Origin of the sequence: Hymenobacter properus, from assembly GCF_015694735.1 — a bacterium.
Lineage (GTDB): Bacteria > Bacteroidota > Bacteroidia > Cytophagales > Hymenobacteraceae > Hymenobacter > Hymenobacter properus.
In genome coordinates this window covers 1,097,315-1,123,257 of sequence record NZ_JADQDP010000002.1, presented here as the reverse complement: position 1 = coordinate 1,123,257, position 25,943 = coordinate 1,097,315, and the positions used below count along the sequence as shown (strand labels likewise).

At 62.4% G+C, this 25,943-nt stretch carries 25 protein-coding genes; 11 read left to right on the top strand and 14 right to left on the bottom strand.

Features of this window, described 5'->3' with window-relative positions; translation table 11 throughout:
* The first annotated feature begins 131 nt into the window (after positions 1 to 131).
* A complete protein-coding gene (locus I2I01_RS10935) occupies positions 132 to 1,376 on the top strand; it encodes an OmpP1/FadL family transporter (RefSeq protein WP_196286473.1) in 1,245 nt (414 codons plus the stop codon).
* Between the two features lie 134 nt (positions 1,377 to 1,510).
* Positions 1,511 to 2,923, top strand: a complete 1,413-nt coding sequence (locus tag I2I01_RS10930; protein ID WP_196286472.1) for a hypothetical protein — start codon at positions 1,511 to 1,513, stop codon at positions 2,921 to 2,923.
* A 29-nt stretch (positions 2,924 to 2,952) separates the two neighbouring features.
* Here I2I01_RS10930 and I2I01_RS10925 read toward each other — a convergent pair whose 3' ends face one another.
* Positions 2,953 to 4,470, bottom strand: coding sequence for a Rossmann-fold NAD(P)-binding domain-containing protein (locus I2I01_RS10925; RefSeq protein ID WP_196286471.1), 1,518 nt, complete (start codon positions 4,468 to 4,470; stop codon positions 2,953 to 2,955).
* Positions 4,471 to 4,539: 69 nt separating this feature from the next.
* Between I2I01_RS10925 and I2I01_RS10920 the strand changes: the two genes are divergently transcribed.
* The 6 genes from I2I01_RS10920 (at position 4,540) to I2I01_RS10895 (ending at position 9,465) form a co-directional block, all read left to right on the top strand.
* Positions 4,540 to 5,214: a response regulator transcription factor gene (locus I2I01_RS10920; protein ID WP_196286470.1), complete on the top strand. Its 675-nt coding sequence runs from the start codon at positions 4,540 to 4,542 to the stop codon at positions 5,212 to 5,214.
* Between the two features lie 153 nt (positions 5,215 to 5,367).
* Positions 5,368 to 6,735: a HAMP domain-containing sensor histidine kinase gene (locus tag I2I01_RS10915; protein ID WP_196286469.1), complete on the top strand. Its 1,368-nt coding sequence runs from the start codon at positions 5,368 to 5,370 to the stop codon at positions 6,733 to 6,735.
* Between the two features lie 205 nt (positions 6,736 to 6,940).
* A complete protein-coding gene (locus I2I01_RS10910; protein WP_196286468.1) occupies positions 6,941 to 7,879 on the top strand; it encodes an efflux RND transporter periplasmic adaptor subunit in 939 nt (312 codons plus the stop codon).
* Positions 7,880 to 7,907: 28 nt separating this feature from the next.
* Positions 7,908 to 8,585 carry a response regulator transcription factor gene (locus I2I01_RS10905; RefSeq protein ID WP_196286467.1) on the top strand — a complete coding sequence of 226 codons (678 nt, stop codon included), beginning with the start codon at positions 7,908 to 7,910 and terminating at the stop codon, positions 8,583 to 8,585.
* 84 nt (positions 8,586 to 8,669) lie between these two features.
* A complete protein-coding gene (gene dtd, locus I2I01_RS10900) occupies positions 8,670 to 9,116 on the top strand; it encodes a D-aminoacyl-tRNA deacylase (protein ID WP_196286466.1) in 447 nt (148 codons plus the stop codon).
* Between the two features lie 22 nt (positions 9,117 to 9,138).
* Positions 9,139 to 9,465: a nucleotide pyrophosphohydrolase gene (locus I2I01_RS10895; RefSeq protein ID WP_196286465.1), complete on the top strand. Its 327-nt coding sequence runs from the start codon at positions 9,139 to 9,141 to the stop codon at positions 9,463 to 9,465.
* Between the two features lie 204 nt (positions 9,466 to 9,669).
* Here I2I01_RS10895 and I2I01_RS10890 read toward each other — a convergent pair whose 3' ends face one another.
* From I2I01_RS10890 to I2I01_RS10850, 9 genes are all read right to left on the bottom strand, one after another.
* On the bottom strand, positions 9,670 to 10,392 hold the full coding sequence (locus tag I2I01_RS10890) for a 2-phosphosulfolactate phosphatase (RefSeq protein ID WP_196286464.1): 723 nt from the start codon (positions 10,390 to 10,392) through the stop codon (positions 9,670 to 9,672).
* Positions 10,393 to 10,536: 144 nt separating this feature from the next.
* Entirely contained in the window at positions 10,537 to 11,640 is a 1,104-nt protein-coding gene (gene gcvT / locus I2I01_RS10885; RefSeq protein ID WP_196286463.1) for a glycine cleavage system aminomethyltransferase GcvT, read from the bottom strand.
* Between the two features lie 205 nt (positions 11,641 to 11,845).
* Complete coding sequence (locus I2I01_RS10880) at positions 11,846 to 12,910, bottom strand: branched-chain amino acid aminotransferase (protein ID WP_196286462.1); 1,065 nt, start codon at positions 12,908 to 12,910, stop codon at positions 11,846 to 11,848.
* A 145-nt stretch (positions 12,911 to 13,055) separates the two neighbouring features.
* Entirely contained in the window at positions 13,056 to 13,604 is a 549-nt protein-coding gene (locus tag I2I01_RS10875; RefSeq protein ID WP_196286461.1) for a cob(I)yrinic acid a,c-diamide adenosyltransferase, read from the bottom strand.
* 131 nt (positions 13,605 to 13,735) lie between these two features.
* Entirely contained in the window at positions 13,736 to 14,455 is a 720-nt protein-coding gene (locus tag I2I01_RS10870; RefSeq protein ID WP_196286460.1) for an ABC transporter ATP-binding protein, read from the bottom strand.
* Between the two features lie 12 nt (positions 14,456 to 14,467).
* On the bottom strand, positions 14,468 to 17,233 hold the full coding sequence (locus I2I01_RS10865; protein WP_196286459.1) for a tetratricopeptide repeat protein: 2,766 nt from the start codon (positions 17,231 to 17,233) through the stop codon (positions 14,468 to 14,470).
* A complete protein-coding gene (gene gatC / locus I2I01_RS10860; RefSeq protein ID WP_046245219.1) occupies positions 17,234 to 17,521 on the bottom strand; it encodes an Asp-tRNA(Asn)/Glu-tRNA(Gln) amidotransferase subunit GatC in 288 nt (95 codons plus the stop codon).
* 27 nt (positions 17,522 to 17,548) lie between these two features.
* Entirely contained in the window at positions 17,549 to 18,373 is an 825-nt protein-coding gene (locus I2I01_RS10855) for a lysophospholipid acyltransferase family protein (RefSeq protein ID WP_196286458.1), read from the bottom strand.
* Positions 18,374 to 18,506: 133 nt separating this feature from the next.
* Positions 18,507 to 19,088 carry an NUDIX domain-containing protein gene (locus tag I2I01_RS10850; protein WP_196286457.1) on the bottom strand — a complete coding sequence of 194 codons (582 nt, stop codon included), beginning with the start codon at positions 19,086 to 19,088 and terminating at the stop codon, positions 18,507 to 18,509.
* Positions 19,089 to 19,509: 421 nt separating this feature from the next.
* Here I2I01_RS10850 and I2I01_RS10845 point away from each other — a divergent pair, with 421 nt between their 5' ends.
* Positions 19,510 to 19,761, top strand: coding sequence for a hypothetical protein (locus I2I01_RS10845; RefSeq protein ID WP_196286456.1), 252 nt, complete (start codon positions 19,510 to 19,512; stop codon positions 19,759 to 19,761).
* 85 nt (positions 19,762 to 19,846) lie between these two features.
* Positions 19,847 to 20,422 (top strand): ribonuclease HII, encoded by a 576-nt coding sequence (locus tag I2I01_RS10840; RefSeq protein ID WP_196286455.1) that lies wholly within the window; start codon positions 19,847 to 19,849, stop codon positions 20,420 to 20,422.
* Positions 20,423 to 20,446: 24 nt separating this feature from the next.
* Here the strand turns inward: I2I01_RS10840 and I2I01_RS10835 are convergent, their stop codons facing one another.
* The 3 genes from I2I01_RS10835 to I2I01_RS10825 are packed head-to-tail and all read right to left on the bottom strand — an operon-like array spanning position 20,447 to position 22,901.
* Positions 20,447 to 20,890, bottom strand: coding sequence for a response regulator (locus I2I01_RS10835; RefSeq protein ID WP_196286454.1), 444 nt, complete (start codon positions 20,888 to 20,890; stop codon positions 20,447 to 20,449).
* 56 nt (positions 20,891 to 20,946) lie between these two features.
* Complete coding sequence (locus tag I2I01_RS10830; protein ID WP_211537906.1) at positions 20,947 to 22,503, bottom strand: sensor histidine kinase; 1,557 nt, start codon at positions 22,501 to 22,503, stop codon at positions 20,947 to 20,949.
* A 23-nt stretch (positions 22,504 to 22,526) separates the two neighbouring features.
* On the bottom strand, positions 22,527 to 22,901 hold the full coding sequence (locus tag I2I01_RS10825; protein WP_196286453.1) for a CZB domain-containing protein: 375 nt from the start codon (positions 22,899 to 22,901) through the stop codon (positions 22,527 to 22,529).
* 223 nt (positions 22,902 to 23,124) lie between these two features.
* On the opposite strand from I2I01_RS10825, the gene prfB reads away from it, so the two are divergent.
* A protein-coding gene (gene prfB, locus I2I01_RS10820; protein ID WP_196286452.1) for a peptide chain release factor 2 occupies positions 23,125 to 24,202 on the top strand; the annotation gives its coding sequence in 2 pieces (ribosomal slippage) (positions 23,125 to 23,184 and positions 23,186 to 24,202; 1,077 coding nt in all).
* Positions 24,203 to 24,299: 97 nt separating this feature from the next.
* Here prfB and I2I01_RS10815 read toward each other — a convergent pair.
* Positions 24,300 to 25,901 (bottom strand): SusD/RagB family nutrient-binding outer membrane lipoprotein, encoded by a 1,602-nt coding sequence (locus tag I2I01_RS10815; RefSeq protein ID WP_196286451.1) that lies wholly within the window; start codon positions 25,899 to 25,901, stop codon positions 24,300 to 24,302.
* Positions 25,902 to 25,943: the final 42 nt, after the last annotated feature.

The window sequence follows — 25,943 nt, the reverse complement described above, 5'->3', positions numbered from 1 at the left end:
TTCATAACCAACGCCCAGACCTTGCAGACGCACGGTTTGGGCGGTTGGCCAGGTTATGGCGAGCATGGGGGTGGGCCGCTTGCGCCCGGCTGCGTACTTTTGTAGTCCCAATTTTCCGCCAAACCGTCCGTATGCGTGCACGTCTGCTTTTTTTACTTCCTCTCTTCTCCGGCCTGACGGCCACGGCCGGCGGTTTCGACTCCGGTCCGCAGGGCGCCCGGGTGCTGGGCCTGGGCGGCGCCAGCACGGCTTACATCGGCAGCATTGCCGGCCTGAGCGTGAACCCCGGTTTGCTGGGCCAGTGGGGCGACTCACTCACCCGCCTCAGCTTTGGCGGCTTTGGCCAGGTGCGGCGTTCTTCCTTCATTGGCCAAGACACCTACCGCCGCACCGACCAGGACCTGGCCGTGCTCCCCGGTGGCTACTTCTACGCCACCCGCGCAGTGAGCAAGCGCGTGAGCGTGGGCCTGGCCCTCACGTCGCCCTACGGCTACCACACCAAGTGGCCCGACAACTGGGAAGGCCGCTCCGTGATTCAGGAAAGCCAACTCAATACCTATTTTGCCCAGCCCACCGTGGCCTTTAAGCTGAACGACAACTTCAGCGCCGGCGTGGGCTTTGTGTATGCTTTTGGCAAGTACAGCCAGCGCCGCGCCCTGGGCCAGTACGACGATGCCAACGCCAGCTACCGGCTGAGCAGCAGCGGCTCGGGCTACGGCGTGAACCTGGGCCTCTACGGCCGCTCCGGCGACAACCTGGCCTTCGGCATCAGCTACCGCAGCGGGGTGAAGCTGAAAATGAACAACGGCACAATCAGCACCACCGGCGTGCCTACCCGCGACGGGGCCCTGTACCCGGAATCGGCTGGCTTCAAAACCCAGATTAACCTGCCGAGCTCGCTGTCGGTGGGCCTGGCCGACCGCATCACCAAGAACCTGCTGCTCACCTTCGACTTCACGCTCACCGGCTGGAGCACCCTCGATTCGCTGAAGCTCGACGTGGCGGCCAGCGGCGCCGCTCCCGCCCAGCGCCTCAGCACCGCCCGCCGCTACGAAGACGCTCTGGCGTTCCGCGTGGGCGCCGAGTACCAGGCCAGCCCCAAGCTCACGCTGCTTGGAGGCCTGAACTACGACGAGAGCCCGATTCGGGACGAATACATCAACCCCGAGTTTATCGACGCCAACCGCATTGGGGCCTCGGCTGGGGTAAGCTACCAGCTCACGCCGCGTTTTGCCCTGGAAGCTGCCTACGCCTTTAGCTACGGCCAGCAGCGCCTGGCCCGCGCCAACCCGCTCAACCCGACCGTGTCGAACATCGGTGGCTCTTACCGCACAGCCACCAACACGGCGTCCATTGGCTTGGCAGTGGCCTTCTAAAACAGGTCTGCTTATCATTCCGGCTACCGAAAAACCTGAGTGAATACACCCGAGAGCTATTTCTCAGATTCCTTCGTTTGTCGGAACGACAGGCCTTTCCCCTTCAACTTTTCTCGCTGATTTCGTTTTCTGAGATGAAGAATTTTTGCCTGAATACGTGGAGCCGCACGGGCCTCGCTGCCGTGGCTGCCCTGGCGCTGAATGCCTGCGCCCCGGGCCAGGACGCGCCCACGCCCACCGTGGGCACCATCAACGTGAGCCGCTACCTGGCCGTGGGCGACAGCTACACGGCCGGGCTGAGTGCCGGCGGCCTCACGCTGGCCAGCCAGCAATACTCCTACCCCAACCTGCTGGCCCAGCAGCTGCAGGGTGCCCAGCCCGGCGCGACCTTCAGCCAGCCGCTGCTGGCGGCCGGGGCAGGCACCGGTTACTTCGACCTGGCCGGCTTCTCGACGCTGGGCTTTCCGCGCACGCGCCGCGTGCCGGGGCCAGCCGTGCGGCGCCAGGTCATCAACCCCGCGGCCTGCGGCGGCGCCGACACCGTGCGCCTCTTCACCCGCACCGATGCCCCCAACAACCTGCCCCAGAACCTGGGCGTGCCCGGCCTGCGCCTGGCGCAGCTGAATGTGGCCAACCTGGGCAACGAAACCAGCGCCACGCCCACCGGCGCTTTCAACCCCTACTTCGAGCGCATTTTGCCGGCCAACGACAGCCGCACTTACCTGCGGGTGGTGACGGATGCGGCCGCGTCGGCCACTTTCTTCACGTATTTCCTGGGCCTCGACGACCTGATGCCCTACGTGCGCAGCGGCGGCCAGTGCGGCACGGCGCCCAATAGTACGCTCACCAACCAGCTGCGCACCAATGCCAAGACGCTGCTGGATGTGCTCACGGCCGGTGGCCGGCCGGGCATCATCGCTAGTCTGCCCGACCTCAACACGCTGCCGCTGCTACGCACCGGCCGCGGCTTCAGCCTGCAAAAACGCCTGCAAGACAGCTACCATGACAATGCCCTCCTGTACATCGAAGACCCCTTCGGCAGCGGCGTGGGCCAGCCCATCACCAACGATGACTACGTGCTGGCTACCACGCTGCCCCGCATAGGCCAGCTGACGCCCGTGGTGGTGGGAGGCTCGACCCTGATGCTGCCCTACGGCCGCGACGAGCGCAACCCGCTGCGCGATGCCGACGTGATGGACTACGACGAGATGAACCGCGTGAGCGGCGTATTGAGCAGCTACAACAACGAATTGAACCGCCTGGCTCGCGACGTTTACAAAATGCCGAGCCTGAATACCAGCCCCCTGCCCTACTTGCTGGACACGAGCGGGGTAATGCCCGGCTACGTAGGCGAGTCCATTTCGGTAGGCGGCGTGCAGTATTCGGCCGAGCCCGTGCGCGGCAACTTCTTCTCGCTGGATTACTACTCGCTCACGCCCCGAGGCAACGCCTTGTTGGCCAACGCTTTCATTTCGGCCCTCAACCGCGCCTACAACGCCAAGATTCCGGCCATCGATACCAACAGCCTGCCCTCTGTAGCCCAATAGCCGGAGGCACGTTTAAGCCGGGAGCCGTTTCAGCGCAGCCGGTAGAGCCGCAAGGGCAGCGAGTCAGCTGCCGCGGCTCTACCGGCTGCCAGCGTTTCGGCGAAACCCCGCCCGGTGTACTCGGAGTGCTCCAGAAACAAGAGCGGTTGCTGCAGCTGCGGGGCCGGCCAGGCAGCCACGGGCACTTGGCGGCGTAAGGAATCGAAGCGCGCCACCCCGGCCACGCGCCAGTAACCGTCCAGCAGCACGTAGTCGTAGCCTTCCTGGCGCAAACGCGACAACGCTTTCTCGTCGTTAATAACGGTCAGCTGCACTTTGTCATTTAGATAGGGCGCCAAACCCAGCCCCACCGTGCTGGCCACTTTGCGGGCGCCGTGTTGCTGCAGCCAGGCCGCCACCTGCGCATAAGGCGTGGGCAGCGATGCATAAATAGTCTGTTCAATCCTGAACACGTTCAGGCACACCGCGGCGGCCAACACCGCTAGCAGCGCCCAACGCGGCAGCACCCGCCGTCCCGCCAGCACGGCCAGGGCCGCGAGAGGCAAGTAGGCAAACAGGAGCCCGCGCGGGGCTTTCAGGAGCAGCGACATGCCGGCCAGCAGGCACAGGGCCCAGAACAACAGATAAGGCAGCAGCCACGGCCGGTCCTGCGGCCGCCAGCCGCGGCGCCACTCGCGCCACACCAGCCAAGCCGCCAGCGCCAGGCCCGCCAGCAGCAACGGCGACTCGAATTCGGCTAGATAGCGCAGGTAGTAGGTAAAATCGATTTTGAGCGTGGCTTGGCGCCCCGCCGCGTTGGCCGTCGTGGGCGCCACGGTGCGCACGTAGAAAGCCAGCCAGCGGTACCACGGCAGCCCGGCCGCCACGCCCACCGTCCCAAACAGCACGTAGGGTGCGGCCAGCACGGCAAGCACGCGCGCCCACACCCGGGGGGTGCGCCATAGGCCGTCGGCCTGTAGCACTTCCAGCACCAGCAAAATGGGCAGCGCAAACAGAAACTTGTAGCTAAAGCTCAATCCCAACGCTAGCCAGACGGCCACCCGTACCAACGCCGCCAGGCCGGGCCGCGCCAGCCGCGCCAAGTGGCTCCGAAACAGGCCCGCGCACAGCAGCAGGCTCACGGAATTGGGGGTAAAATCGCGCCCGGCGAAGGTGAGCAGCAGGCCAGTGCCGCCCAGCAGCACCAAGCCGGCCGCCTCGGGGCCCGAAAGGCGGGCTTTGCGGGCAACCCACGTGGCAAAGAAGCCCAGTCCCGCCACGCCCACCAGCGCGTTGATGGTTTGGAATACTAGAAAGCTGCGCGTGAACAGCGCCACCAGCGCGTACGACAGTAGAAAAGCCGGGCAGCCAGGCACGAACAACCGCGAAAAATCGCCTTGCGTCAGGGCCAGCACGGCCTGCCAGTTGCGCACCGAGTCGTAGTCGGGAGCGCCGGCTTCGGGCAGGCGCCACAGGCGCAGCCCGGCCACCACGAGCAGGGCCGCCACTAGCCACCAGCGGCGGCTTGACGGACTGTGTTCGTTCTTTGTGGCGTTGGCGGGAGACATTCGCGGGATTGGGACTGGCGCGAAGGTCGGCAGCCCCCGGCGAACATTCCTCCCCTGCCGCGCGCCGCCATGAACATTCTGCTGGTAGAAGACGACCCGCGCCTGTCGGCCCTCATACGCCGGGGCCTGGAAGAAGAGCAGCTAACCGTGCAAGTCGCCTCCGACGGCCAAACGGGCCAGGAGCTGGCCCTCGCCCAGCCTTTCGACCTCGTCATTCTGGACGTGCTGCTACCCCAGCGCAGCGGCCTGGAGGTGCTGGCTGCCATCCGCCAGCATAACCTCGAGGTGCCCGTGCTCATGCTCACTGCCCTGGGCACCACCACTGATAAGCTCAACGGCTTCGACGGTGGCGCCGACGATTACTTGGTGAAGCCCTTTGATTTCGCCGAGCTCGTGGCCCGGGTGCGGGCCCTCACGCGGCGCGGCAGCACCAACCCTAAGGGCTCACGCCTCACCTTTGCCGACGTGGTACTGGACATTCCCAGCCGCACCGTGACGCGCGCCGGCCAGCCACTGCGCCTCACAACCCGCGAGTTCAACCTGCTGGAATTGCTCATGCGCCACCCCGGCCGGGTGCTCAGCCGCAGCCAGATTGCCGAGCACGGCTGGGACGAGGCCTTCGATGCCGGCAGCAATGTCATTGACGTGTACGTGAGCTACTTGCGCAAGAAAGTAGACCACGGCTTTGCCTCCAAGCTCATTCATACGGTGACGGGCACGGGCTACGTGTTGCGGCAAGAGTAATGATTTATCGTGAAGTTTTTTCAACTTATGTCATCCTGAGCGCAGCGAAGGACCTTTTCACCACTGAACAGTTCCGGTAAATCAAGCGGCGCAAACAGGAGAAGGTCCTTCGCTGCGCTCAGGATGACAAAATTTAAAAGCTCCCCCACGCCCATGACCATTCGTAATCGCCTCATCTGGTTGTTTGTGGGGCTGGTGGCGTTCATTTTGCTGGTGGTGCTGGGCACGGCTTTTCTGTTGCAGCACGACTACAGCCAGCGCGAGTTTCGGCAGCGCCTGCGCGACCGGGCCGAAGTGGCGGCTTACATTTTCTTGGAAAAAGACGAGCTGCGCAGCTCTGTTTTTCAGGAATTTCAGAAGCGCTACCAGCGCACACTCACCGAAGAAATCATTCAGATTTATGACGTGAAAGGCGAAGTGCGCTTCGTGCGCGAAGACGTGCGGCTCGAAGTGCCGCCGGCGGTGCTGGCCCGCATAGTAGCCGGACACGAGGAATATTTCACCGATGGCTCGCGGCAGGCGGTGGGCATTTTCTATCGCGACAACCAGGGCTCTTTTGTGGTGGTGGCCGGGGCCGAAAACCTCTCGGGCCAGGCCAGGCTGCGCTACGTGGCCTCCATCCTGGCTTCGCTGTTTGTGCTGAGCTTGCTGCTGATTTACGTGGCGGGGCGCGTATTCGCGGGGCGGGCGCTGGCCCCCATTGCCGCCATGAATGACCAGCTGGAGCGCATCAGCGCCCACGACCTGCACCTGCGCGTGGCCGAAGGCGCCCCAGACCGCCCGAAAGACGAGCTGGCGCGCCTGGCCCAAACCTTCAACCGCCTGCTCGACCGCCTCGAAGGAAGCTTTGAGGCCCAACGCTCCTTTGTGCGCTACGCCTCGCACGAGCTGCGCACACCGCTGGCCGCCAGCATCGGCGAGGCGCAGCTGGCCCTGGCCCGCGAGCGGGAGCCCGCCGCCTACCGGACCTCCCTGCGCGACCTGCTCGCCGACCTCACCCAGCTCAACGCCCTGCTCAACCACCTGCTGGAGCTGGCCCAAGCCGACGTGCATTTGCCCGAGCACGACGCCTGCATTCGCGTGGATGAGCTACTGGCCGAGGCCTGCGCGGCCGTGGACCCCAGCCAGCGCCCGCGCCTGCAGATGTACACCGGCCGCCTGCCTGACGAGCCTGAGCAGTTGGAGCTTACCGGCAACCGGGCCTTGCTCGTGCGGGCGCTCAGCAACCTGCTGGAAAATGCGCTGAAGTACTCGTCTCCCCACCCGGTACGCATTGAGCTGGCCTACGCGCCGGGCGAGGTGCAGCTGCGCATCCGCGACGAAGGCATTGGCATCGCTCCAGCCGACCTGCCGCAGGTGTTTCAGCCGTTTTATCGGGCAGCCAATGCGCGGCCCGTGGCCGGGCACGGCGTGGGCCTGGCGCTGGCCCGCAAAATCATTGAGCAGCACGGCGGGCAGCTGCACCTGCATTCCGAATTGGGGCGAGGCACCACCGCGCTGGTGCATCTGCCCACGGCCTAAGCAGCTGGTGGAACGGTATAGAACCAGCGCCCGCGCCCATGTGCCCGAGCGCCCGAGCTGCCACCACGATTCCGTTCGCCGAGGGCGAGATGAGCACCGCCCCTGCCTCGTTCAAAAGTCAAAAAAAAGTACACATTTAAGGTTTTCTAATCAGATTCTAATACCTCGCCAGTAGTCTTGCGGCTGTCATCAACGCCGCAACACTATGAGAAAGCCTAATCTACTGCCGGGTTTTGCCTGGAAACCGAGCCTGCGAAATGTGGGCTGGCGCGGGCTGCTACTAGGCGCTTTGGCCTTGGGCGCCTGTTCCTCGCCACAGTCCGAAGCGGCCGAAGAAATCACGCCGGCCCTGCCGGTATCGCAGCGCCAGAAGGCCGCCCCAACTGCCGACTTAGCCACGCCAGTGGAACTGGTGCTTAGCGGCGAAATAGCCGCCGACGCCGACCATACGGCCCGGGTGTTTCCGCGCGTAGGCGGCGAAGTGCAGCGCATGGGCGTGGACCTTGGCGACGAAGTGCGCCAGGGGCAGGTGCTGGCCGTGCTGAAAAGCAGCGAAATAGCCGACTTCCAGAACCAGCACACCACCGCTAAAGCAGACTTGGCCGTGGCCACCAAGAACCTGGCCGTGACCGAGGAGTTGCACCAGGCCGGCCTCAGCGCCGGTCAGGACGTGTACAAAGCCCGCAAGGAAATGGAGCGCGCCGCCAGCACGGCCGCCAACAGCCGGCAGCAGCTACGAACCTACGGCGTGGCCCCCGGTACCACCTATAGCCTCAAAGCGCCATTGGCGGGCTTCATTATTGAGAAAAAGCTGAGCGCGGGGATGCGCTTCAACGCCTCCGACATGGACGCGGCTTTCACCGTGGCCAACCTGGACAAGGTGTGGGTGCTGGCCAACGTGTTCGAATCGGACCTGAGCCGGGTTCACGAAGGCCAAGCCGTGGAAATTACCACCCTGAGCTACCCCGATGCCCCGCTGCGCGCCACCATCGACCGGGTGTACCACGTGCTCGACCACGAAAGCAAGGTAATGAAAGTGCGCTGCGTGCTGGCCAACCCCGGCCACCGGCTCAAGCCCGGCATGCACGCCCAGGTGCGGGTACTGCCCGAAGCCGCCACCTTGGATGCCGCAGCGGCACTGTAACGCTATCCGTCAACCAACCCTTTTTGCAATGGAAGTTCTCTTAGTTGAAGCAGAGGCGCGGCCGCGGCAGCAGCTGCACCGCTTTCTGCAGCGCGCCCAATACGGGGTCGACATAGCTACTACCATGGCCGAAGCCACCGCTTGCCTCGACCGCCGCCCCTATGACTTTGTGCTCTTGGCGCAGGACCTGCCCGACGGCGACGGGCTGGACCTCATCTGCTTGGCCACCCGCCACGAAGCACACCCCACGTCGTGCATCGTTTTCACGGCCACGCCCGACGTGGAGCCCCGCCTGCGCGGCTTCGCCCTGGGCGCTGACGAGTGCCTGGCCAAACCCGTTTCGGTGGCCGAGTTGGAGCGCCGCATGCGCGTCATCATCAGGCAGCGGGTGGGGCACAAAAGGCCCGCCATTCACTTCGGGCCGGGCTTTGTGCTCGATTTGGCCGCCCGCCGGCTCTGCCATCAGGGACAGTATGTGCACCTCAGCCGTATGCAGTTCGACGTGCTGCACCACTTGCTTTCGCACCGCGGGCAGGTGCTCACGCGCGAGCAGTTGGGCGCCTACATCAGCCGCCGCCCGGTCGCAGCGCTGGAATCATCGAACTTCATCGACGTCCACATCATGAACGTGCGCCGCGCGCTGGCCCCCTATGCGCCCACCGATTTTCTGGAAACGGTGAACGGCGTGGGCTACCGGGCGGCTTAGCCCGGTTCCGAAATGCGCAAAACAGACCATGGGCGCCGTAGCTTCGCGGGCAATTGCCACCATTGGCTATTCACGTCTACCCTTATGCGCCTCGTCATTCAGCGCGTCCGCAGCGCCCAGGTCACGGTCGATGCCCAGTTTACCGGCCAAATTGGCCCGGGCCTGCTGGTGCTGGCCGGCTTTGCCCCCACCGATACCCCCGCGGCCCTCACCTGGATGTGCCGCAAACTGGTGCAGCTGCGCATTTTTGGCGATGAAAACGGGCAGATGAACCGCAGCGTGCAGGACGTGGGCGGCCAGGTGCTGGTGGTGAGCCAGTTTACGCTGCTGGCCGATGCACGCAAGGGCAACCGCCCCAGCTACATCGGGGCCGCCCCGCCGCCCATTGCCGAGCCGCTATATGAGCAGTTCGTGGCCATGGTAGCCGCCGAACTGGGCCAGCCCGTACCCACCGGCATCTTCGGGGCCGACATGCAGGTGAGCCTCGTGAATGACGGACCGGTGACCATCGTGCTCGACTCGCCGGCTTAACCCATCAGATGAACCTGTCCCCATGACCATCGAAGAAGCCCAGCAAACCGTCGACAATTGGATAAAAACCAACGGCGTGCGCTATTTTAATGAGCTCACCAACATGGCCATGCTCACCGAAGAGGTGGGCGAAGTAGCCCGTATTATTGCCCGTCAGTACGGCGAGCAGTCGTTTAAGGACTCCGACAAGGGTAAGGACCTCGGCGACGAGCTTGCCGACGTGCTATTTGTCCTTATCTGCCTCGCCAACCAAACAGGCGTGAATTTGACAGAAGCTATGACCCGCAACCTGGCTAAGAAAACACAGCGCGACAGCCAGCGCCACCACGACAACGAAAAACTGAAGTAGCCCACCTGTCATTGCGAGGCCGCAGGCCGAAGCAATCCGTCCTGTCAAACTTAGACGCGCCCTTTTACCAGTAAGCCCCGGCATCACTATGAAGCCGGGGCTTACTGGTAAAAGGCTTTATCACAACTCTGGGTTAGTCGCGCTTGAGAGGATGGATTGCCACCGCTGCGCCTCGCAATGACAGACAACTGCGACAGACCGTTCTCACCCCTGCGCCACCAGCCGGTCCTCCTGCCAAACGGGCAGCACGTTGGCGTAAGCATCCACCCGCAGGCAAAACTCAAAATCCTTACTGGCCTCCAGCGAATTCAACCGGCGCACATGCGCCGATTGTAGCAAATAAGCCGACAAATCCTTTTTCCCCTGTTGCCATAGATGCAGCCCCGCCAGCGTGGCATCGGAGCTGCGCACGTCGAAATCCGGCGCCAGCCGCTCGGCCAGCGCGCCCCCAAACACCGTGTCTTCGAGGCAGAACTGCCCCTTCCAACCGGCGCATACCACCAGCACGTCGCGCTGCTGCTGACGCGCAAAAGCGGCTACGGCTTCCAGGTTGAGAAAGGAGCCCACCACCACGGCCTCGGCGGCCAGCGAGCGGCGCAGCGCCGCCGTGCCGTTGGTTGTGCTGATGGTGAGGGCGCGGCCGCGCACCGGCCGCGCCGCGTCCAGAAAGCCGAAAGGCGAGTTGCCGAGGTCGAAGCCAGGGGCGGGCAGGCCTTCGCGCTCGGCGGCGGTCATACAGCCGTGCTCCTGGCCGTAGGCCGTACACTCATCCAGCGAGGCCACGGGAAAAACGTGCGTCACGCCCTCCCCCAGCGCCGTAACAATGGTGCTGGAAGCCCGCAAAATGTCGACGATGACGGCCACTTTGCCGCGCAGGTCATACAGCGGAAGCAACTCGGGCGAGAAGCAAATATCTACTTTGGGCACTTGTTGAGTTAAGTTAATTCAGGTGTTAAACTGTCATGCCGAGCGGAGCCGAGGCATCTCGCGTGCAGCAGCAACTCCTAACTTCAGGATTACCACCACACGCGAGATGCCTCGGCACCGCTCGGCATGACGTTCTTTTTAGAGCTACTCTTCCGTGCCTTTGGTCAGCGGCAGCTTGCTCACCGTTGCGGGCAGGTTTTTGCCGCGAATCTGCACGAAAATCTGGGTGCCGGGGGCGGCAAACTCGGTCTTCACGTAGCCCAGGCCGATACCCTTGCTGAGCGAGGGCGACTGGGTGCCGCTGGTCACGTCGCCGATTTTCTGGCCGTCGGCGTCCACCAGCTCGTAGTGGCCGCGCGGGATGCCGGGGCCGTCCATCACGAAGCCCACCAGCTTTTTCGTCACGCCGGCTTCTTTCTGTTTCTTCAGATTGTCGGAGTTGGTGAACTCCTTGGTAAACTTCGTAATCCAGCCCAAGCCGGCTTCCAGGGGCGAAGTGGTGTCGTCGATGTCGTTGCCGTAGAGGCAGTAGCCCATTTCAAGGCGCAGCGTATCGCGCGCGCCCAAGCCAATGGGCTTGATGCCGTAGGGCTGGCCGGCCAGCATGATTTGCTCCCACACCTGCGCCGCGCTTTCGTTCGGGATGTACAGCTCGAAGCCCCCCGCGCCGGTGTAGCCGGTGGCCGAGATGATGACGTCGGGCGCGCCAGCGAAGGTGCCCTGCACGAAGGAGTAGTAGGGAATGCTGCTCAGGTCCACATCCGTCAACTTCTGGAGCGCGGCAGCGGCTTTCGGGCCCTGCACAGCGAAGAGGCTGGTGCGGTCCGAAATGTCTTCCATTTCCACGCCTTTGGTGTTGTGGTGCTGAATCCAGTTCCAGTCTTTTTCGATGTTAGAGGCATTCACCACCAGCAGGTAGTCCTCGTCGGCCAGCTTGTATACCAGCAGGTCGTCCACAATGCCGCCATCGTGGTTGGGCAGGCAGGAATACTGCGCTTTGCCGTCGGCGAGCTTGCTGGCGTCGTTGCTGGTCACGCGCTGAATGAGGTCGAGGGCCTGCGGGCCGCGCAGCCGGAACTCGCCCATGTGCGACACGTCGAAAATGCCCACCGCGCGGCGCACCGTGTGGTGCTCATCGAGGTCGGAAGAGTAGCGCACCGGCATGTCGTAGCCGGCAAAAGGCACCATTTTGGCACCCAGCGCGCGGTGCGTGTCGTTGAGGGTAACGGTTTTCAGGGAAACAGTCATGGGTGGAGTGGCGGGTTGGTGGGTTAGCGGATTCTGGCTACAAAGGTGGGGCAAAAAAGAAAAGCCGCTTCAAGGCGAAGCGGCTTTATCAAAACTTCTGTCATTCTGAGCGCAGCGAAGGACCTTATCATGACTGAACGTCCTGCAGTAATTCAATCGATGCAACCGTGAGAAGGTCCTTCGCTGCGCTCAGGATGACGAATGGCTACACCCGCACCATCCAGTTGTGCACGTCGGCACCTTCGCCGGTGCGGATGGCATCCAGGGCCGCGGCCACGCGCTTCGAGAAGGCGTTGGAATCGGTAGCGGGCAGGTCGTAGTCGTGTCCCTCGTAGCCGATGGTGGCAATGGGCGCGATGGTGGCAGCCGTACCCACACCAAAAGCCTCCTGGAGCTTGCCAGCGGCCAGGGCGTCCATCACCTCCCGGCTGCCCACTTTGCGCTCTTCCACGGTCATTCCCATGTCGCGGGCCAGTTCCAGCACGCTGCGGCGCGTGATGCCGTCGAGAATGCTCGTGCTCAGGGCGGGTGTCACCACCTTGCCGTCCATCACAAAAATGGCGTTCATCGTGCCCGACTCCTCCACGTACTGGTGCTGCGAGGCATCGGTCCAGATGAGCTGGTTGTAGCCTTCGTTTTGGGCCACTTTGGTGGGGTACATGGCCGCGCCGTAGTTGCCGGCGTTCTTGGCGTAGCCCGCGCCGCCCTCAGCCGAGCGCACGTACTTCTGCTCGAAGCGCACGCGCAGCGGCTTGCTGAAGTACAAGCCCACCGGGCAGGTAATTATCATAAAGCGGTAGGTATCCGAAGGGCGCACGCCCAGCAGGCCGTCCGTGCCGAACATGAAGGGCCGGATGTAGAGCGCCGAACCCGGCTCGGTGGGTACCCAGGCCGCGTCGAGCTTAATCAGCTCGCGCAGGCCCTGCATAAACAGCTCTTCCGGGATGGTGGGCATGCACATGCGCTCAGCCGAAGCGTTGAGACGAGCCCAGTTATCGAGCGGGCGGAACAGGGCCACGCCGCCGTCAGCCTGGTGGTATGCCTTCATTCCCTCAAAAATGGCCTGGCCATAGTGCAGGGCCGAGTTGGCCGGGCTCACGGCCATGTCGCCGTAGGGCACTATCTGGGGCTCCTGCCACTCGCCGTTGACGAAATCAACAACAAACATGTGGTCGGCGAAAACTTTGCCGAATTCCAGCTGCGAGAGGTTGACCTGCGACAGGCGCGAAGCCGTGGTGGTCTGGGTCCGAATCGGAAGAATGTCAATCATGAGCGAGTGCGTTCAGGAAACTATGAGTGGGTGGGATTTTAGGGGGGAGTGCAGAAGTGCTGCTAAGCACCAGTAAGTTATACGGAGAATATCGAGGCACGCCCGATGCGTGCAGCCTGGCTCTATCAGCCAGACACCGTTTCGGTCAAAGTCGTGCCTGCCAGGTCACTTCTTCTACGCCCAGCTCGTGGGCCATGGCCCGGCTCAGTACAAACAGGAAATCGGACAGGCGGTTCAAATACACGACCACTAATTCGGCTACGAAGGACTCTTCGCCCAGGTGAATGGCTAGCCGCTCGGCCCGGCGGCACACGCAACGGGCCACGTGCGCGTGGCTCACAGCCGGGTGCCCGCCCGGCAAAATGAAGGCGCGCAACTCGGGCAAATCCAGGTTCATGCGGTCCATTTCGGCTTCCAGCAGTTCCACATCGGCGGCGTGCAGGTCAGGCAGCTTCATGCGCGACTTTTCCGGGTCGGCGGCCAGAGCCGAGCCGATGGTAAACAACCGGTCCTGAATTTCCTTGAGCAAGGGCCGGCGGGCGGCATTCACCTCTTGGTCGCGCACCAAGCCAATGTGGGCGTTCAGCTCGTCCACGGTACCGTAGCTCTCGATGCGCAAGCTGCTCTTGGGCACCCGCGTGCCCCCAATAAGCGAGGTAAGGCCCTTGTCGCCGGTCTTGGTGTAGATTTTCATGCGGTGCAGGAATGGATTTTAGAGCGTCATGCTGAGCGCACCCCAAGCATCTCTACTGCTAGAGTATTTATTTACTGCTGCGGTAGAGATGCTGCGCTCTGCACGACGGGCTTTTTCAGCTTAAGACTTAATTAGTGCCCGGCCACGGCGTGGCGGGTGATTTCGTGGTTCACCTCATCCGTCTCAATCAGTCCGTCGCGCAGGCGCACGATGCGGTGGGCGTAGCGGGCAATGTCCTCCTCGTGCGTCACCATAATGATGGTGTTGCCTTTCGAGTACAGTGCCTCGAAAAGGTCCATGATTTCGTGGCTGGTTTTGGAGTCGAGGGCGCCGGTGGGTTCGTCGGCCAGCAGCACGCTGGGGTTGTTGACGAGGGCACGGGCAATGGCCACGCGCTGGCGCTGCCCGCCCGAAAGCTCGTTGGGCCGGTGCGAGGCGCGGTCGGCCAGGCCTACCGACCGGAGCGACTCCAGGGCGCGCTCGTTGCGCTCTTTTTTGCTCAGGCCGGCGTAGATGAGCGGCAAGGCCACGTTGTCGAGGGCCGAGGCGCGTGGCAACAGGTTGAAGCTCTGAAACACGAAACCGATTTCCTTATTGCGCACCTCGGCCAGCTGGTTGTCGCTCATGCGACTCACGTCCTGCCCGTTGAGGATGTATTGCCCTTTGCTGGGCGTATCGAGGCAGCCCACGATGTTCATCAGCGTGGACTTGCCCGAGCCCGACGGCCCCATGAACGCCACGTACTCGCCGCGCGGAATCTGGATGCTGACCGAGCGCAGGGCGTGAATAACCTCGGTGCCCATCACGTAATTTTTGGCGATGTCCGTGGTTTCGATGACGTTGGAATTCATGGCGCGAAGAACTTATTGCAGAGAAGGAATGGTGGGAGCAACGGAAAAGGCATCGGAAGCCGCAGCCCGGGCCGCCCGGTGCGCCGCATATTCCGCTGCTAAAGTAGCATAGGCGGCCGCTGGCAGCCGACGTTGCAACTCGGCCAGCGCATCAGCTGCGTATTCGGTCAGGCCCGCGTCAGCAGCCGCCAACACGTAAGCCCTCAACAGCGGCAAGGAAGCCGGGTTTTCATCGAGCCCAGCCCGCAGCGCTTCGTAAGCCGCGGTGAAGTTTCGTTGGGCCGTGTAGTAGCGTCCTGCAGCCAGAATGGCTGGCTCGTTGAACGGAGCCTCGCGCACGATGCGCTGGTAATTTTTAGTGGCAGCTCCCGCGTTTCGGGCTTGCTCAGCCTGCTGCGCCTGCGTCAGCCAATTGTTACCGAGTCGTTCGGCAGGCGAACCATCCAAGGTAAGTTTGCCGCTGGCTAGCTGCGCTTGCAGGCGGCGCCCAGCTTTTTGCGAGGCGGTATCGGGGGAGCTAGTCAAGCGGCTGGCCACTGCCTGAGCTGAATCCAATTGCCCGCTCAGCGCCAAAGCATAAGTACGTGCCTCTGGTGCCAGTCCGGCCCCGTGCGAGGCGGCCAAAGCCAGTTGGTCGGCAGCTGTGGCGTACTGGCCTTGCTGCAGCTGCCACAGCCCCAGCAGCTGCTGGAAGTAACTCGCCGTGCCGGAGGTGCCCGCCGCCAGCGGCAACAGCAGCTGCCGCGCCGCCATTTCCTGGCCCAGCGCGTGCCGCCCCAGCGCCTGTAGAAACTGCAGCTGCTCCGCGTAGGGGGCGTTTGCTTCGGCAGCGGCCAATTTGGCGAGCTGGGGTAGCTGCTGTTGGATGCTTAGATGATTGCGAAGGCGAATGTTGGTGAGCGTTTGGTGATAGAGCTGCGCAAACGTGGCATCATTCAATACCGTCGGCGTTGCCGGGCTAGCAGCACTCGCGGGCTTCGTGAGCAGCCCGAGCAGCAGCTGGTTCGCAGCCAGGGCCGGCTCGGTTTCCGGGTTGCTGCCCGGTTTCTGCTTTTGCGCCACGTCCAGCAGGTTCTGGCTTATCAGGAAGCCTAGTTGGTTGGTGCGACTGGAGTAGCTGCCCGGCGCCAGCCGCTCGGCTTGGTCGAGGTAGAAGCCGACGGAATCGTTGAGAGCCGTTTGGGTGAACAGTTGGGCCAGGTCGCCGGCTAGGGCGGCACTGTGCGGCTGGGCTTTCAGCCCACGTCGCAGAATATCGAGGCCATTGAATAAATCCTCGGGCGCGCTGTTGAGGGCCGCCAGACGCAGCGACACTTTCTCGTTGGTGCCGCGCTGCAGGGCCCGATTCAGGGCCACCAGTTCGTTGCCGCGCTGCTGCCGGAAGCGGTAGAGCGCCGCCCGGCCAAACTGTGCGTGCAGGTTGGAGCGGTAGAGCACGTCGCCGCTTTCGGCATAGTAACGCTCGGCCAGGCCGGCCAAGCCCAGCTGGTCGGGCTCGGCCTCGCTTTGCTGGCGAGCCAGGTCGCCGAGGTTGTTGTATTGGCCGGCTTGCACCTGGTCGGGCAGCGGGTAGCCCGTGCGCAGCTGAATGGCAATCAGCCCGCCAATGCCCAACACGTACACTACATAAAGCGGTAACCGGCGCGGCTCGAACACCACCCGATACACCCGCAGCCGCTGCTCGATGAGCGGCATGAAATTGATGAGCACATACAACCAAAACAAACCACCGACTAGCAGGAGCGCCTGCCCGCTGAAGCTGCGGGCTGCCGCTAGCAGGGGCGTGTTATCGGTAGCAAATGCATAGGCCAGCGCGGCCGCTGCAGCCGTTACGGCCAACGCGTAGAGCACGCGGGCATTGGCATAGGGCACCCAGGCTGCATAGCTGGGCGCGCGCAGACGCAAACCCAGCCCGCCAGCCAGCGCGGCCGGCAGCAGCATCACCAGCGGGTCGAGTTCTAGTCCAGCTAGCAGGGGCACGCTGCCATTCCACACGTACAAAAACAGCACACCGAGGTACAGCAGGCTCACCGCCGCGAAGGGCCAAAACCCAAACCGGCCGCTCGGCTGCTCGGCCTGGGTGTTGAACCACAGCAGCCCCCGAATATTCTCTACGCTTACCCACAGCACCACCAGCGCCACCAGCACCGCGCCACCCGGCGTGGCATAAGCCGCCAGCTGCAGCACCGTTTCGGAAGCCGACAATTGGCTTTGTGAGAATAGTACGCCGCACACAATGGCTACTACACCGGCCATTACCCCCACACGCCGTGCCAGGGACATATTTTCGGCAAAGGCGTGTAGCACGTAAGCCCCCCCTCCTATCAGGGCTAGCATCACGTACAGGAAATACCGCTCGCTGGTATTGAAAATTCCCAGCGACTCGGTATTAAGGGAGAGCAGCAGGAAAATAACCGGGACCATGCCCACCACGAAGGGCAGGCGCGCGAGCGCGCTCACGGCCGCCGTCCAGCCCGCCAGTGCCACCACCAGCAGCGCCAGGAAAATAGCCGCCGCCACAGGCTGTGTAAATGGCCCGGCCACGTCATGTGTCAGACTCACCGCGTAGCCGCTCACCTGTACGGGCAGCTGCACCGGGCCAGCCGCCACTTGCTCCAGCGTAAGCGGCACGGGCTGCAGATGCGGCACCAGCTGAATGGGCAGCGTGCTGTCGGCCCCCGTGAAATAATAAAAAACCGCCAGCCCTACGGCCAGCGTGGCCAGCACGCCCAGCCAGCTGGGCCGCCAGGTGCGCGTCGAAGCAGGTTTCGGATTCAACTATTCCAGCACTTTGGGCACCCGGAAGTAGTCCGAATCTTTGCGCGGGGCATTGCGCAGGCCATCCTGGTGGCTCACGGTGTTGCGGGCCTCGTCGTCGCGCAGCACGTTCACCTCCTGCGAGAGGTGCACCAGCGGCTCCACGCCCGTCGTGTCGAGGCCTTCGAGCTGGGCCACGAAGTCGAGGATGTTGTTCAGGTCGCCGAGCATCTGCTGCTCGCGGGTGGCGTCAAATTCGAGGCGGGCCAGGTGGGCCAGGCCACGCAGAGTGCCAAGGTCAGTGCTCATATTGAGTAAAGAGTTATGAGTTTAAAGTTAAGAGTTGACGCCTTGCGGCGCTTCTTCGGCCACAACGTTGGCGGGGTTGCGCCAAGTACTTGGGCCGGGTTTCACGGCGCCCTCGGGTAGAAAATCGCCGGTGAGCAGGGCTGCTACCCGCTCCTTCAGGGCCGGGATGTCGGCCAGAGTGAGGCCTGTGGTGGGGATGGGCTTGTGGAAAACGATTTTGAGGCGGTGGTAGCGCACGCGCAGGCTGCCCTTCACATCGGGCATGAACATGTGGTTCAGGGGCTGACCTACGGGCACGATGGGCACCCCGGCCTCGATGGCCATTTGGAAGGCGCCATCCAGCAGCGGCAGCAGTTCCTTGCCGGGCAAGGGCGAAATACGACCCTCGGCAAAAATGGCGATGCTTTTGCCCGCCGCCAGACTGCGCTTGGCCTGCACCATGGCTTTGCCCCGGCTCACAGCGCTGGCCCGGTCCACGGTGATGTAAACGCGGCCGAAAATGGGGCCCCACACGGGCGTTTTAGCTAACGAGGCCTTGCCCATCATGTTCAGAAACCCCGGAATGTACTTGAACATCATCATGATGTCGATGTACGAGCCATGGTTCGACACGTACACGCAAGGCTGCGGGTTCGGCGCTGTAGTTTCGCGCACCACTTCTACGGGCACGCCCCACATGGTGATGGACAGCCACGACCACCAGCGGTTGATGGCGTGCACCACGTATTCGCCCCCCGGCCGGCGGCTATAAAACCACTGGATGGGAAACGTGAGCACAAACGGCAGCACAAACCAGAATGTGGCCCACGTAGTGTAGAGGCGCTGGCCGATATAACGAAGCAGATGGCGCATGCCCACAAAGGTAGGTTATTGGTGATTCGCATGTCATCCTGAGCGGAGCGAAGGACCTACAGACGTTAGAACATTAATTGCTCAGACTTGAGAAGGTCCTTCGCTCCGCTCAGGATGACATGGGTTTCCTATCCTATTTTCCTCGCTCCGCTAGCACACGCTCGGCCTTGAGCAGGCCCGCCACGCTGATGGCGTCTGTAATGCGGTCGGTCATACACATGCGCACGGCCTCAGCCAGCGGCAGCTTCCAGAGGCGCAGGTCTTCGGTTTCTTCGGGCTCCACGTCGCTCTGGGTCAGGTCTTCGGCCAGGAACACGAAACCCTCCTCATCCGTCACGGAGTTCGACGTGTGCAGGCGCGCAATGCGCGTCCAGCGGGCAGCCAGCAGTCCGGTTTCTTCCTTTAGCTCGCGCTGGGCCGATTCCAATACGTCGCGCGCCACGGGGCCGCCGCCCATCGGAATTTCCCAGCTGTACTCGTTCAAGGCGTAACGGTACTGCCCCACCAGCCAGGTGTTGCCCTCGGCATCGAGGGGGATGATGCCAATGGCTTTGTTTTTCATGCTCACCACGCCGTAGATGCCGCGGCCGCCGCTGGGGTTCAGCACCTGGTCTTCGCGCACCGAAATCCAGGGGTTGTGGTACTTCACCTCCGTGCTGAGGGTCTGCCAGGGGTTGTGGGTTTCGTCAACGTTAGGCGCAGCGGGTAATGACATAGCGAAAAAGCGATAAAAGGGCGCGTAAAAGTACGCCGGAGCACGCCGGGGCGGCCGGTCAATCGTCGTCTGGATGCCGTCATCCGCCGTGTCAAAGGTTTCGTTGGGCGACTAATCGGCATCATTAATCCAAAAAATCTTGCGCTCGGCCCTCCCAGCCTAGTATCTTTGACCCATAAGTACCCCCGCACGGGCTGGAAATGTGGAAAGGAAGGACCTCTCGTGCGGCGGCGCTCTGGCTGAACAGGTGGGGTAGACACCTCTAAGCCGGACCCGCCACTTTAAGGCCGTCGCACTTGTGCGGCGGCCTTTTTTGTTGGTTTCAGCCGTCCGCCACGGCGGCGCTTTCAACCCGAAGCCGGCCGCCACCGTACCACCTGGTACCCCGGCCGCCCACATCCCGGCCGGCACCTACCCTCCCATGGCCCAGTCCAATTCGAAGCCCAACCAAAACTCCAAGCAAGACGAGCACGACCCGCTGTTCAACCTCAAGCATGCCCAGGCCGAAGCCGACCTGGCCCAGAACACTAACGGCCTCGGCCCCGTTACCAACGAATACGTAACCACCGACGAAGACTCGGAACTTGATGAAGGCCCGCGCGACAGCCAGGGCCAGCGCCGGGGCGAAAATGACCCGACCGCGGACACGGGCAGCACCGCCGGCCGCCACTAAGCTGTCCGACGCGCTAAAACGCGCGGAGCGCAAATCCAGCCTTTATTTTGGGCTGGATTTGCGCTCCGCGCGTTTTTTATTCGATATGCTACTTGCCAATTACTCCGGCTTTGCCCTCGAAGCGGGTCTCGACGAAGCCGGGCGGGGCTGCCTGGCGGGCCCGGTTTTTGCCGCCGCCGTCATCCTGCCGCCCGATTTTAACCCGCGCTTTCTCAACGATTCCAAGCAACTCAGTGCCAAGCGCCGTGAGGCCCTACGGCCCGTAATCTGTGCCGAAGCGGTGGCCTGGGCCGTGGGCCAGGCATCGGAAGCCGAAATCAGCAGTCTCAACATTGCGCAGGCCAGCTACCTGGCCATGCACCGCGCCGTGGCTGCCCTCAGCATCCGCCCCGAGCATTTGCTGGTAGATGGCAACCGGTTTCGGCCGCTGCCCGGCTATGAGCACACCTGCATCATCGGGGGCGACGGCTTGTACCGCAACATTGCCGCCGCATCGGTGCTCGCCAAAACGTTTCGCGACGACTACATGAGCGCGCTGGCGGCCGAATTTCCGGAGTACGGCTGGGCACAGAACGCGGGCTACCCCACGGCGCAGCACCGCCAGGCCATTCGCACGCACGGGCCCAGCCCACACCATCGCATGGGCTTTCGGCTGCTGTAGAAAGCTGAAAAATGGCGCGAGAAGCTAGTTTTTCAGCTTCAACAAGTCCAGAAAGAGGCTAAAGCCGTCGACGCTGGTGCCGCCTTCGCCAAACTTGTCAAAGCTCAGCGGCTTGATGATGTAACCACTCACGGCCAGCTCCTGGGCTTTGAGGCGGTCCGATTCCAGGTCGGAAGTCGTCATAATGAACACGTTCAGGCTCACAAACTCGGGGTCGGAGCGCAGCACTTCGAGCAGTTCCAAGCCGTTCATGCGGGGCATGTTGATGTCGAGCATCACTAGGCTGGGACGGGCAATTTTAGGCTCGCCGCCTTCGCCGCGCAGCATTTTGAGCGCATCGCGGCCGTTGCGGGCATGAATGAGGGGCACATCAATATTCTGGCGGCGCAATTCGCGCTGCACGTTCATGACGTCCATCTGGTCGTCTTCCACGAGCAAAATGCTGGGCGTGGGATAATCGGCGGACATAAGCTAAGCACTAATCAACGCGGGAATATGCCCGCAAGAACGGTCGAACGCGGCCGTTAGGTAGCAACAGATACGGAAGAACTGGCAGTGGCGGCCACCGTCGCGCCGGCTTTTTTGACTTTAGGCGGCACCTTGGGCCAGGTGAAGATGAACTTAGCGCCCTGGCCTTCCGCCGATTTCACGCCAATTCGGCCGCCTTGGCGCTCCACAATTTTCTTCACAATGGCCAGCCCCACGCCCGTGCTTTCAATGGTGTCGCGCTCGGTCAAGGTCTGGAAGATGACGAAAATACGGTCGTGGTACTCCGGGGCGATGCCGGGGCCATTGTCGGCCACGGAAAAAAGGTAGAAGTCGCCGGCGTCGTCGCAGCTGATGTGCACGACGCCGGTTTCGGGGTGGTCGTGGTATTTAATGGCGTTGCTGATGAGGTTGGTGAACACCTGCTGCAGCTGCACGGCATTGGTGGTGAGGGTGGGCAGGAAGAACGGCAGCTCGACCTTGAAGCCCCGCGGCGGATTCAGCGTGTCGATGACTTCGCGCAGCAGGGTGCGCACAAATACCGTTTCGTCGGCCTGCGCCACCCGGCCGATGCGGGCCAGGTCCAGAATGCCGGTAATGAGCTTTTCCATGCGGTGCACGCGCTGCCGCATCAGCCCCAGAAACTCACGGATGTGGGGCGGTAGCTGCTCGGTGCCCATGTCCTCCTCAATCCAACGGGAGGCACTTTCGATGCCGCGCAGGGGTGCTTTCAAGTCGTGCGATACCACGTAGGCGAACTGGTCGAGCTCCTGGTTGCGGTTTTCAAGCTGGCTGATGTTGGCGCCCACGGTGCGGGCCATCACGTTCAGGGCCGAGGTCAGCTCGCTCACCTCATCCTGTTCGGTATCCAGAATCTGGCTGGTGTAGTCGCCATCGGCCATGCGCCGGGCCAGGTCGAGCATACTGCGCAGGCGGCGACTGAACACGCGCACAATGTAAATGGCCCACAGCAGTCCCAGTATGAGCGCCGCAATGGCCAGCCCTGCCGACAACCACTCAGCCCGCACAATGCTGGCGTCCAGTTCGTGGCGCAGCCGCGCGCGAGTGTCGGATTCGCGGCTTTCGAAGGCCGCCAAGCGTTCCCGGATGTTGTCCATCACCTGCTTGCCGGTCAGGCCCTCGGTCAGCCGCCGATGGGCCAGGCCATCCAGGCCCGTCTGGGCAGGCAGGCGGCGACGGGCTTCGCGCTTTTCGGCCACCATCAGGTGGCTGTAGCCCGACCATTGCTGAAAAAGCCGCTGCGTTTGCTCAATCAGCTTTATCTGTTCGGGCGAGTCCTGTACCAAGTCGCGCAGCTCCGAAAAACGCCCGATGAGCTGCCGTTCGCCATCATAGTAAGGCTCCAGGGTTTGCTCATTGCCAATGAGCAGGTAGCCCCGGAAGCCGGTCTCCATGTCGATGATGTTGCGTAGCAGGTTCGACGCCCGGTTCGTTATTTTTTGCGAGGCTTCTACCCGCTGCGAGTTGCGCAGCACTTGCCCGGCCAGTTGGTAGTAAAACACCACCACCACCGCAAACAACGCCAGCAGCAGCACAAATCCCGCAAAGAGCTTGGTGGTAAGCGTAATTTTCATGCAAAGGCGTCCGGGCGCGTGGTTTAGGCCTCCCTACGCATCTTGGCTTCCATTGTTTGCAGAAGGGCCTGCATTTCGTCGGCAATGGCCTGCACCGTGCCAAGGCCCGCGCTGGCTTCGTCGGTACGCCCCGCTGCTTGCAAGTCCATCAAACGGTTGGCTTCCTGGTGCATGAGTACGTGCTGGCGGTCGAACTGCCGCGCTTCGGGCAGGTGCGCGTAGGAACCACGGCCGCGCAGGCGGTCGGCTATCCACTGGCCGAGGCTACAGGCTTCGGGGTCGCGCAAAGGACCTTCCTCGCCCCCGTTGCCAAACATGTACGAGCGTAGCCGGCTCTTGAAGTGAACGTGCCTGATGCGCGCCGAATCAAAATCCTGCTTCAATTCCTCAATTGTCATACACAAAGTTAGGCACCGCATCCGCTCATCCGGGCAGCTATACGGCTGAGCTTTCCAAACCGCCGGGTTCCATTCGGGTCGGGCTTGGTTTGGCATCAGCGCCAAGCTATTTCCACCTTCCGGCGCAGAAATAGGTACTTTTGCGCTTCACTTTTTGCCCGGCAGCGGTGTTTGCGCATTTCGCGCCCTGCACCCTGTCGCGCTTTTCTTTATTTCCCCACCCATGACCCAAGACCAGATTAAGGACTTGAAGGGCCGCGCTGAGGCCCTGAGGAGGTATCTTTGACTACGATGCCCGCAAAGAACAGCTAGCCGCCTACGAGGCCAAAACCACTGCGCCCGGCTTCTGGGACGACTCCAAGGCTGCGGAAGCCACGCTGCGTGAAATCAAACCCATCAAAACCTGGACCGATGATTTCGAAGCCGTGCAGCAAACGCTGGCCGACACCGAAGTGCTCTACGACTTCTACAAGGAGGGCGAGGTGACCGAGGCCGAAATGCAGGCCGACTATGACGCCACGGTGCAGAAAGTGGAGGCGCTGGAGTTCAAGCGCATGCTTTCTGACGAAGAGGACCAGCTTTCGGCCATCATCGAAATCAACCCCGGCGCCGGTGGCACCGAAAGCCAGGATTGGGCCGAAATGCTCATGCGCATGTACATCATGTGGGCCGAAGGCCACGGCTTCGGGGTAAAGCAGCTAAGCTACCAGCCCGGCGAAGGCGCAGGCATCAAGTCGGCTTCGCTCGAAATCGACGGTGATTTCGCTTACGGCTACCTCAAGAGTGAAATTGGGGTGCACCGGCTGGTGCGCATCTCCCCCTTCGACAGCAGCGGCCGGCGCCACACCTCGTTTGCCTCCGTCTTCGCCTACCCTGTGATTGATGACACCATCAACATCGAAATCAACCCCGCCGACATCTCCTGGGACACGTTCCGGGCCGGCGGCGCCGGCGGGCAGAACGTGAACAAGGTGGAAACCGCCGTGCGCCTCACGCACGCGCCCTCCGGCATCATCATCGCCGTGCAGATTGAGCGCAGCCAGCTCATGAACAAGGAGCACGCCCTGCGCATGCTCAAGTCGCGCCTCTACCAGATTGAGATGGACAAGCGCCACGCCGAGCGCGACAAAGTGGAAGCCTCTAAAAAGCGCATCGACTTCGGCTCGCAGATTCGTAACTACGTGCTGCACCCCTACAAGCTCATCAAGGACCTGCGCACCGGCATAGAGCGTACCGACGTGCAAAACGTGCTGGACGGCGACCTCGACGAGTTCATCAAAGGTTTCCTGATGCAGAGTTAGATGGCGCTTGCTGTGGCGAAGTAAGCCGGCTACGTTGCGTAACAACAAAAAAGGGCTGCCCAATTTGGGCAGCCCTTTCTTATGCATCTAAAACGGGTTAGTCAACCACGTCCCAGAAAATCTTGGTGTATTGCGTCACACCAGCCGGCACGTTGCCCGAGTTGGTGCTGGCCTCGCTCAGCGGGTACAGCAAACGCGTCGGGAATTTGCCCTGAGCCGCCGTAACGGGCAGCGGAATGCGGGGCAGGCCGGTACGACGGAAGTCATCCCATGCCTCGGTGCTGGCCACCGAGTTCAGAGCCAGGTACTTCTGGAAGATGATAGCAGCCTGTTTGCCCAGCGCACCGTTGGTGGTGGCAATGTCATAGTTCACCAGCGGGTTGGCGGTGTTAGCAGCGATGTAGGTGTCGTACTGCGTAACGCCGGGCGTAGCCGACGTAGTGGTGGCCAGCGTCGAGGAGTTGATGGCAGCCAGCGACGTGGTGCCTGCACGGTAGAAGTAAATGAACGACGCCTTGATGCCATTGAGGAAATCCTGCTTGGCATCGCCAGTGAACAAATTGCGGGTTTCAACCTCGGCTTTGTTGAACAGGTGCTCCGACAGCAGCATCAGCGGGGTAGGCGCCGAAACGCCCTTGAAGATGCCACCGGCCGTAGCTGCGCCGGGCGAAGTGGTTTCGGCACCGCGGAAGCGCGAAGCCTGACGGGTGCTGGCCGTGGCCGTGCCCGTAGTGGGCGGGTTGGCCTCGCCCAGCACAGCCCCTACGTAGCCGGGGGTGTTCACGCCAGCAATTACCCGGGCGCCCATCGTGTAGAGCTGCGACACGCGGGGGTCGTTGTTGGTGGTATACTGGTCGAGAATGAACTGCGTGGGCACTTGGTAGTTACGCTCCGTGGCGCTGGTACCAGCGGCGGTGTAGCCGTAACGGGTGAAGAAGGGGTTCTGCTGGCCCGTGTTCTGGGCATAGCCGGGCTGCACCACTACATCGGACGTAATGAAACCGTCGGGAGCGGTTTGCAGAGCCTGCAGTTGGGCGCGCACGTCGGAGTCGATAGCCGAGTTGCCGGTTTGCGACTCGCGCAGCAGGATGCGCAGCTTCAGGCTGTTGGCAAACTGCTTCCACTTGGTCATGTTGCCAGCAAATACAACGTCTTCAACACCTACCGAGCGTGCCCCGGCCGGAGCGGCGTTGATGTCGGCGATGGCACCCGTGAGCTGCACCAGCAGGTCTTTGTAGATGTCCTGCGCCTTGTCGTACACTGGCGTTACGTTGGAAGCGCCCTGCAAAGCTTGGGTGTAGGGAATGTCACCGTACTGGTCAACCAGCAGCAGGAAGCCGTAGGCTTTCATGATGCGGGCAATAGCAGCGTGACGGGGGTAGTTGGCCGCACCGCGAGTCTGAATGATGTTGTAGTCATTCAGGTTGTCGTAGGTGTTGTCGAACAGGCCCGCGTAGTAGGAAGTCCCGTAGTTGTAGGTCTGCTCCTCGCCATAGCCGCTGACGGTGTTGGTTTTGGACCAGTAGCCCACTGCCCAGCTGGAATAGCTGTTGTAGCTGGGGGTGTTGCCAGAGTAGATAGCGGCCGTGTTGGTCAGGGCCTGGGCCAGCACTACGTCGGGCGTTACCGATTCCGCCGTGAAGGCGTTCGGGTTTTGGTTGATGTCGAGAAACTTCTCGCAACCGGTCGTAGCAGTCATCAATGCTGCCGCGAACAGGGTTCTATACAGTAATTTCATGGA

Coding starts and splice junctions, on each gene's coding strand:
- I2I01_RS10935 (WP_196286473.1), top strand. CDS start 132: ATGCGTGCACGTCTGCTTTTTTTACTTCCTCTCTTCTCCGGCCTGACG.
- I2I01_RS10840 (WP_196286455.1), top strand. CDS start 19,847: ATGCTACTTGCCAATTACTCCGGCTTTGCCCTCGAAGCGGGTCTCGAC.
- I2I01_RS10825 (WP_196286453.1), bottom strand. CDS start 22,901: ATGACAATTGAGGAATTGAAGCAGGATTTTGATTCGGCGCGCATCAGG.
- I2I01_RS10845 (WP_196286456.1), top strand. CDS start 19,510: ATGGCCCAGTCCAATTCGAAGCCCAACCAAAACTCCAAGCAAGACGAG.
- I2I01_RS10910 (WP_196286468.1), top strand. CDS start 6,941: ATGAGAAAGCCTAATCTACTGCCGGGTTTTGCCTGGAAACCGAGCCTG.
- I2I01_RS10870 (WP_196286460.1), bottom strand. CDS start 14,455: ATGAATTCCAACGTCATCGAAACCACGGACATCGCCAAAAATTACGTG.
- I2I01_RS10925 (WP_196286471.1), bottom strand. CDS start 4,470: ATGTCTCCCGCCAACGCCACAAAGAACGAACACAGTCCGTCAAGCCGC.
- I2I01_RS10905 (WP_196286467.1), top strand. CDS start 7,908: ATGGAAGTTCTCTTAGTTGAAGCAGAGGCGCGGCCGCGGCAGCAGCTG.
- gatC (WP_046245219.1), bottom strand. CDS start 17,521: ATGAGCACTGACCTTGGCACTCTGCGTGGCCTGGCCCACCTGGCCCGC.
- I2I01_RS10815 (WP_196286451.1), bottom strand. CDS start 25,901: ATGACTGCTACGACCGGTTGCGAGAAGTTTCTCGACATCAACCAAAAC.
- I2I01_RS10895 (WP_196286465.1), top strand. CDS start 9,139: ATGACCATCGAAGAAGCCCAGCAAACCGTCGACAATTGGATAAAAACC.
- I2I01_RS10835 (WP_196286454.1), bottom strand. CDS start 20,890: ATGTCCGCCGATTATCCCACGCCCAGCATTTTGCTCGTGGAAGACGAC.
- I2I01_RS10920 (WP_196286470.1), top strand. CDS start 4,540: ATGAACATTCTGCTGGTAGAAGACGACCCGCGCCTGTCGGCCCTCATA.
- I2I01_RS10930 (WP_196286472.1), top strand. CDS start 1,511: ATGAAGAATTTTTGCCTGAATACGTGGAGCCGCACGGGCCTCGCTGCC.
- I2I01_RS10880 (WP_196286462.1), bottom strand. CDS start 12,910: ATGATTGACATTCTTCCGATTCGGACCCAGACCACCACGGCTTCGCGC.
- dtd (WP_196286466.1), top strand. CDS start 8,670: ATGCGCCTCGTCATTCAGCGCGTCCGCAGCGCCCAGGTCACGGTCGAT.
- gcvT (WP_196286463.1), bottom strand. CDS start 11,640: ATGACTGTTTCCCTGAAAACCGTTACCCTCAACGACACGCACCGCGCG.
- I2I01_RS10875 (WP_196286461.1), bottom strand. CDS start 13,604: ATGAAAATCTACACCAAGACCGGCGACAAGGGCCTTACCTCGCTTATT.
- I2I01_RS10855 (WP_196286458.1), bottom strand. CDS start 18,373: ATGCGCCATCTGCTTCGTTATATCGGCCAGCGCCTCTACACTACGTGG.
- I2I01_RS10915 (WP_196286469.1), top strand. CDS start 5,368: ATGACCATTCGTAATCGCCTCATCTGGTTGTTTGTGGGGCTGGTGGCG.
- I2I01_RS10850 (WP_196286457.1), bottom strand. CDS start 19,088: ATGTCATTACCCGCTGCGCCTAACGTTGACGAAACCCACAACCCCTGG.
- I2I01_RS10830 (WP_211537906.1), bottom strand. CDS start 22,503: ATGAAAATTACGCTTACCACCAAGCTCTTTGCGGGATTTGTGCTGCTG.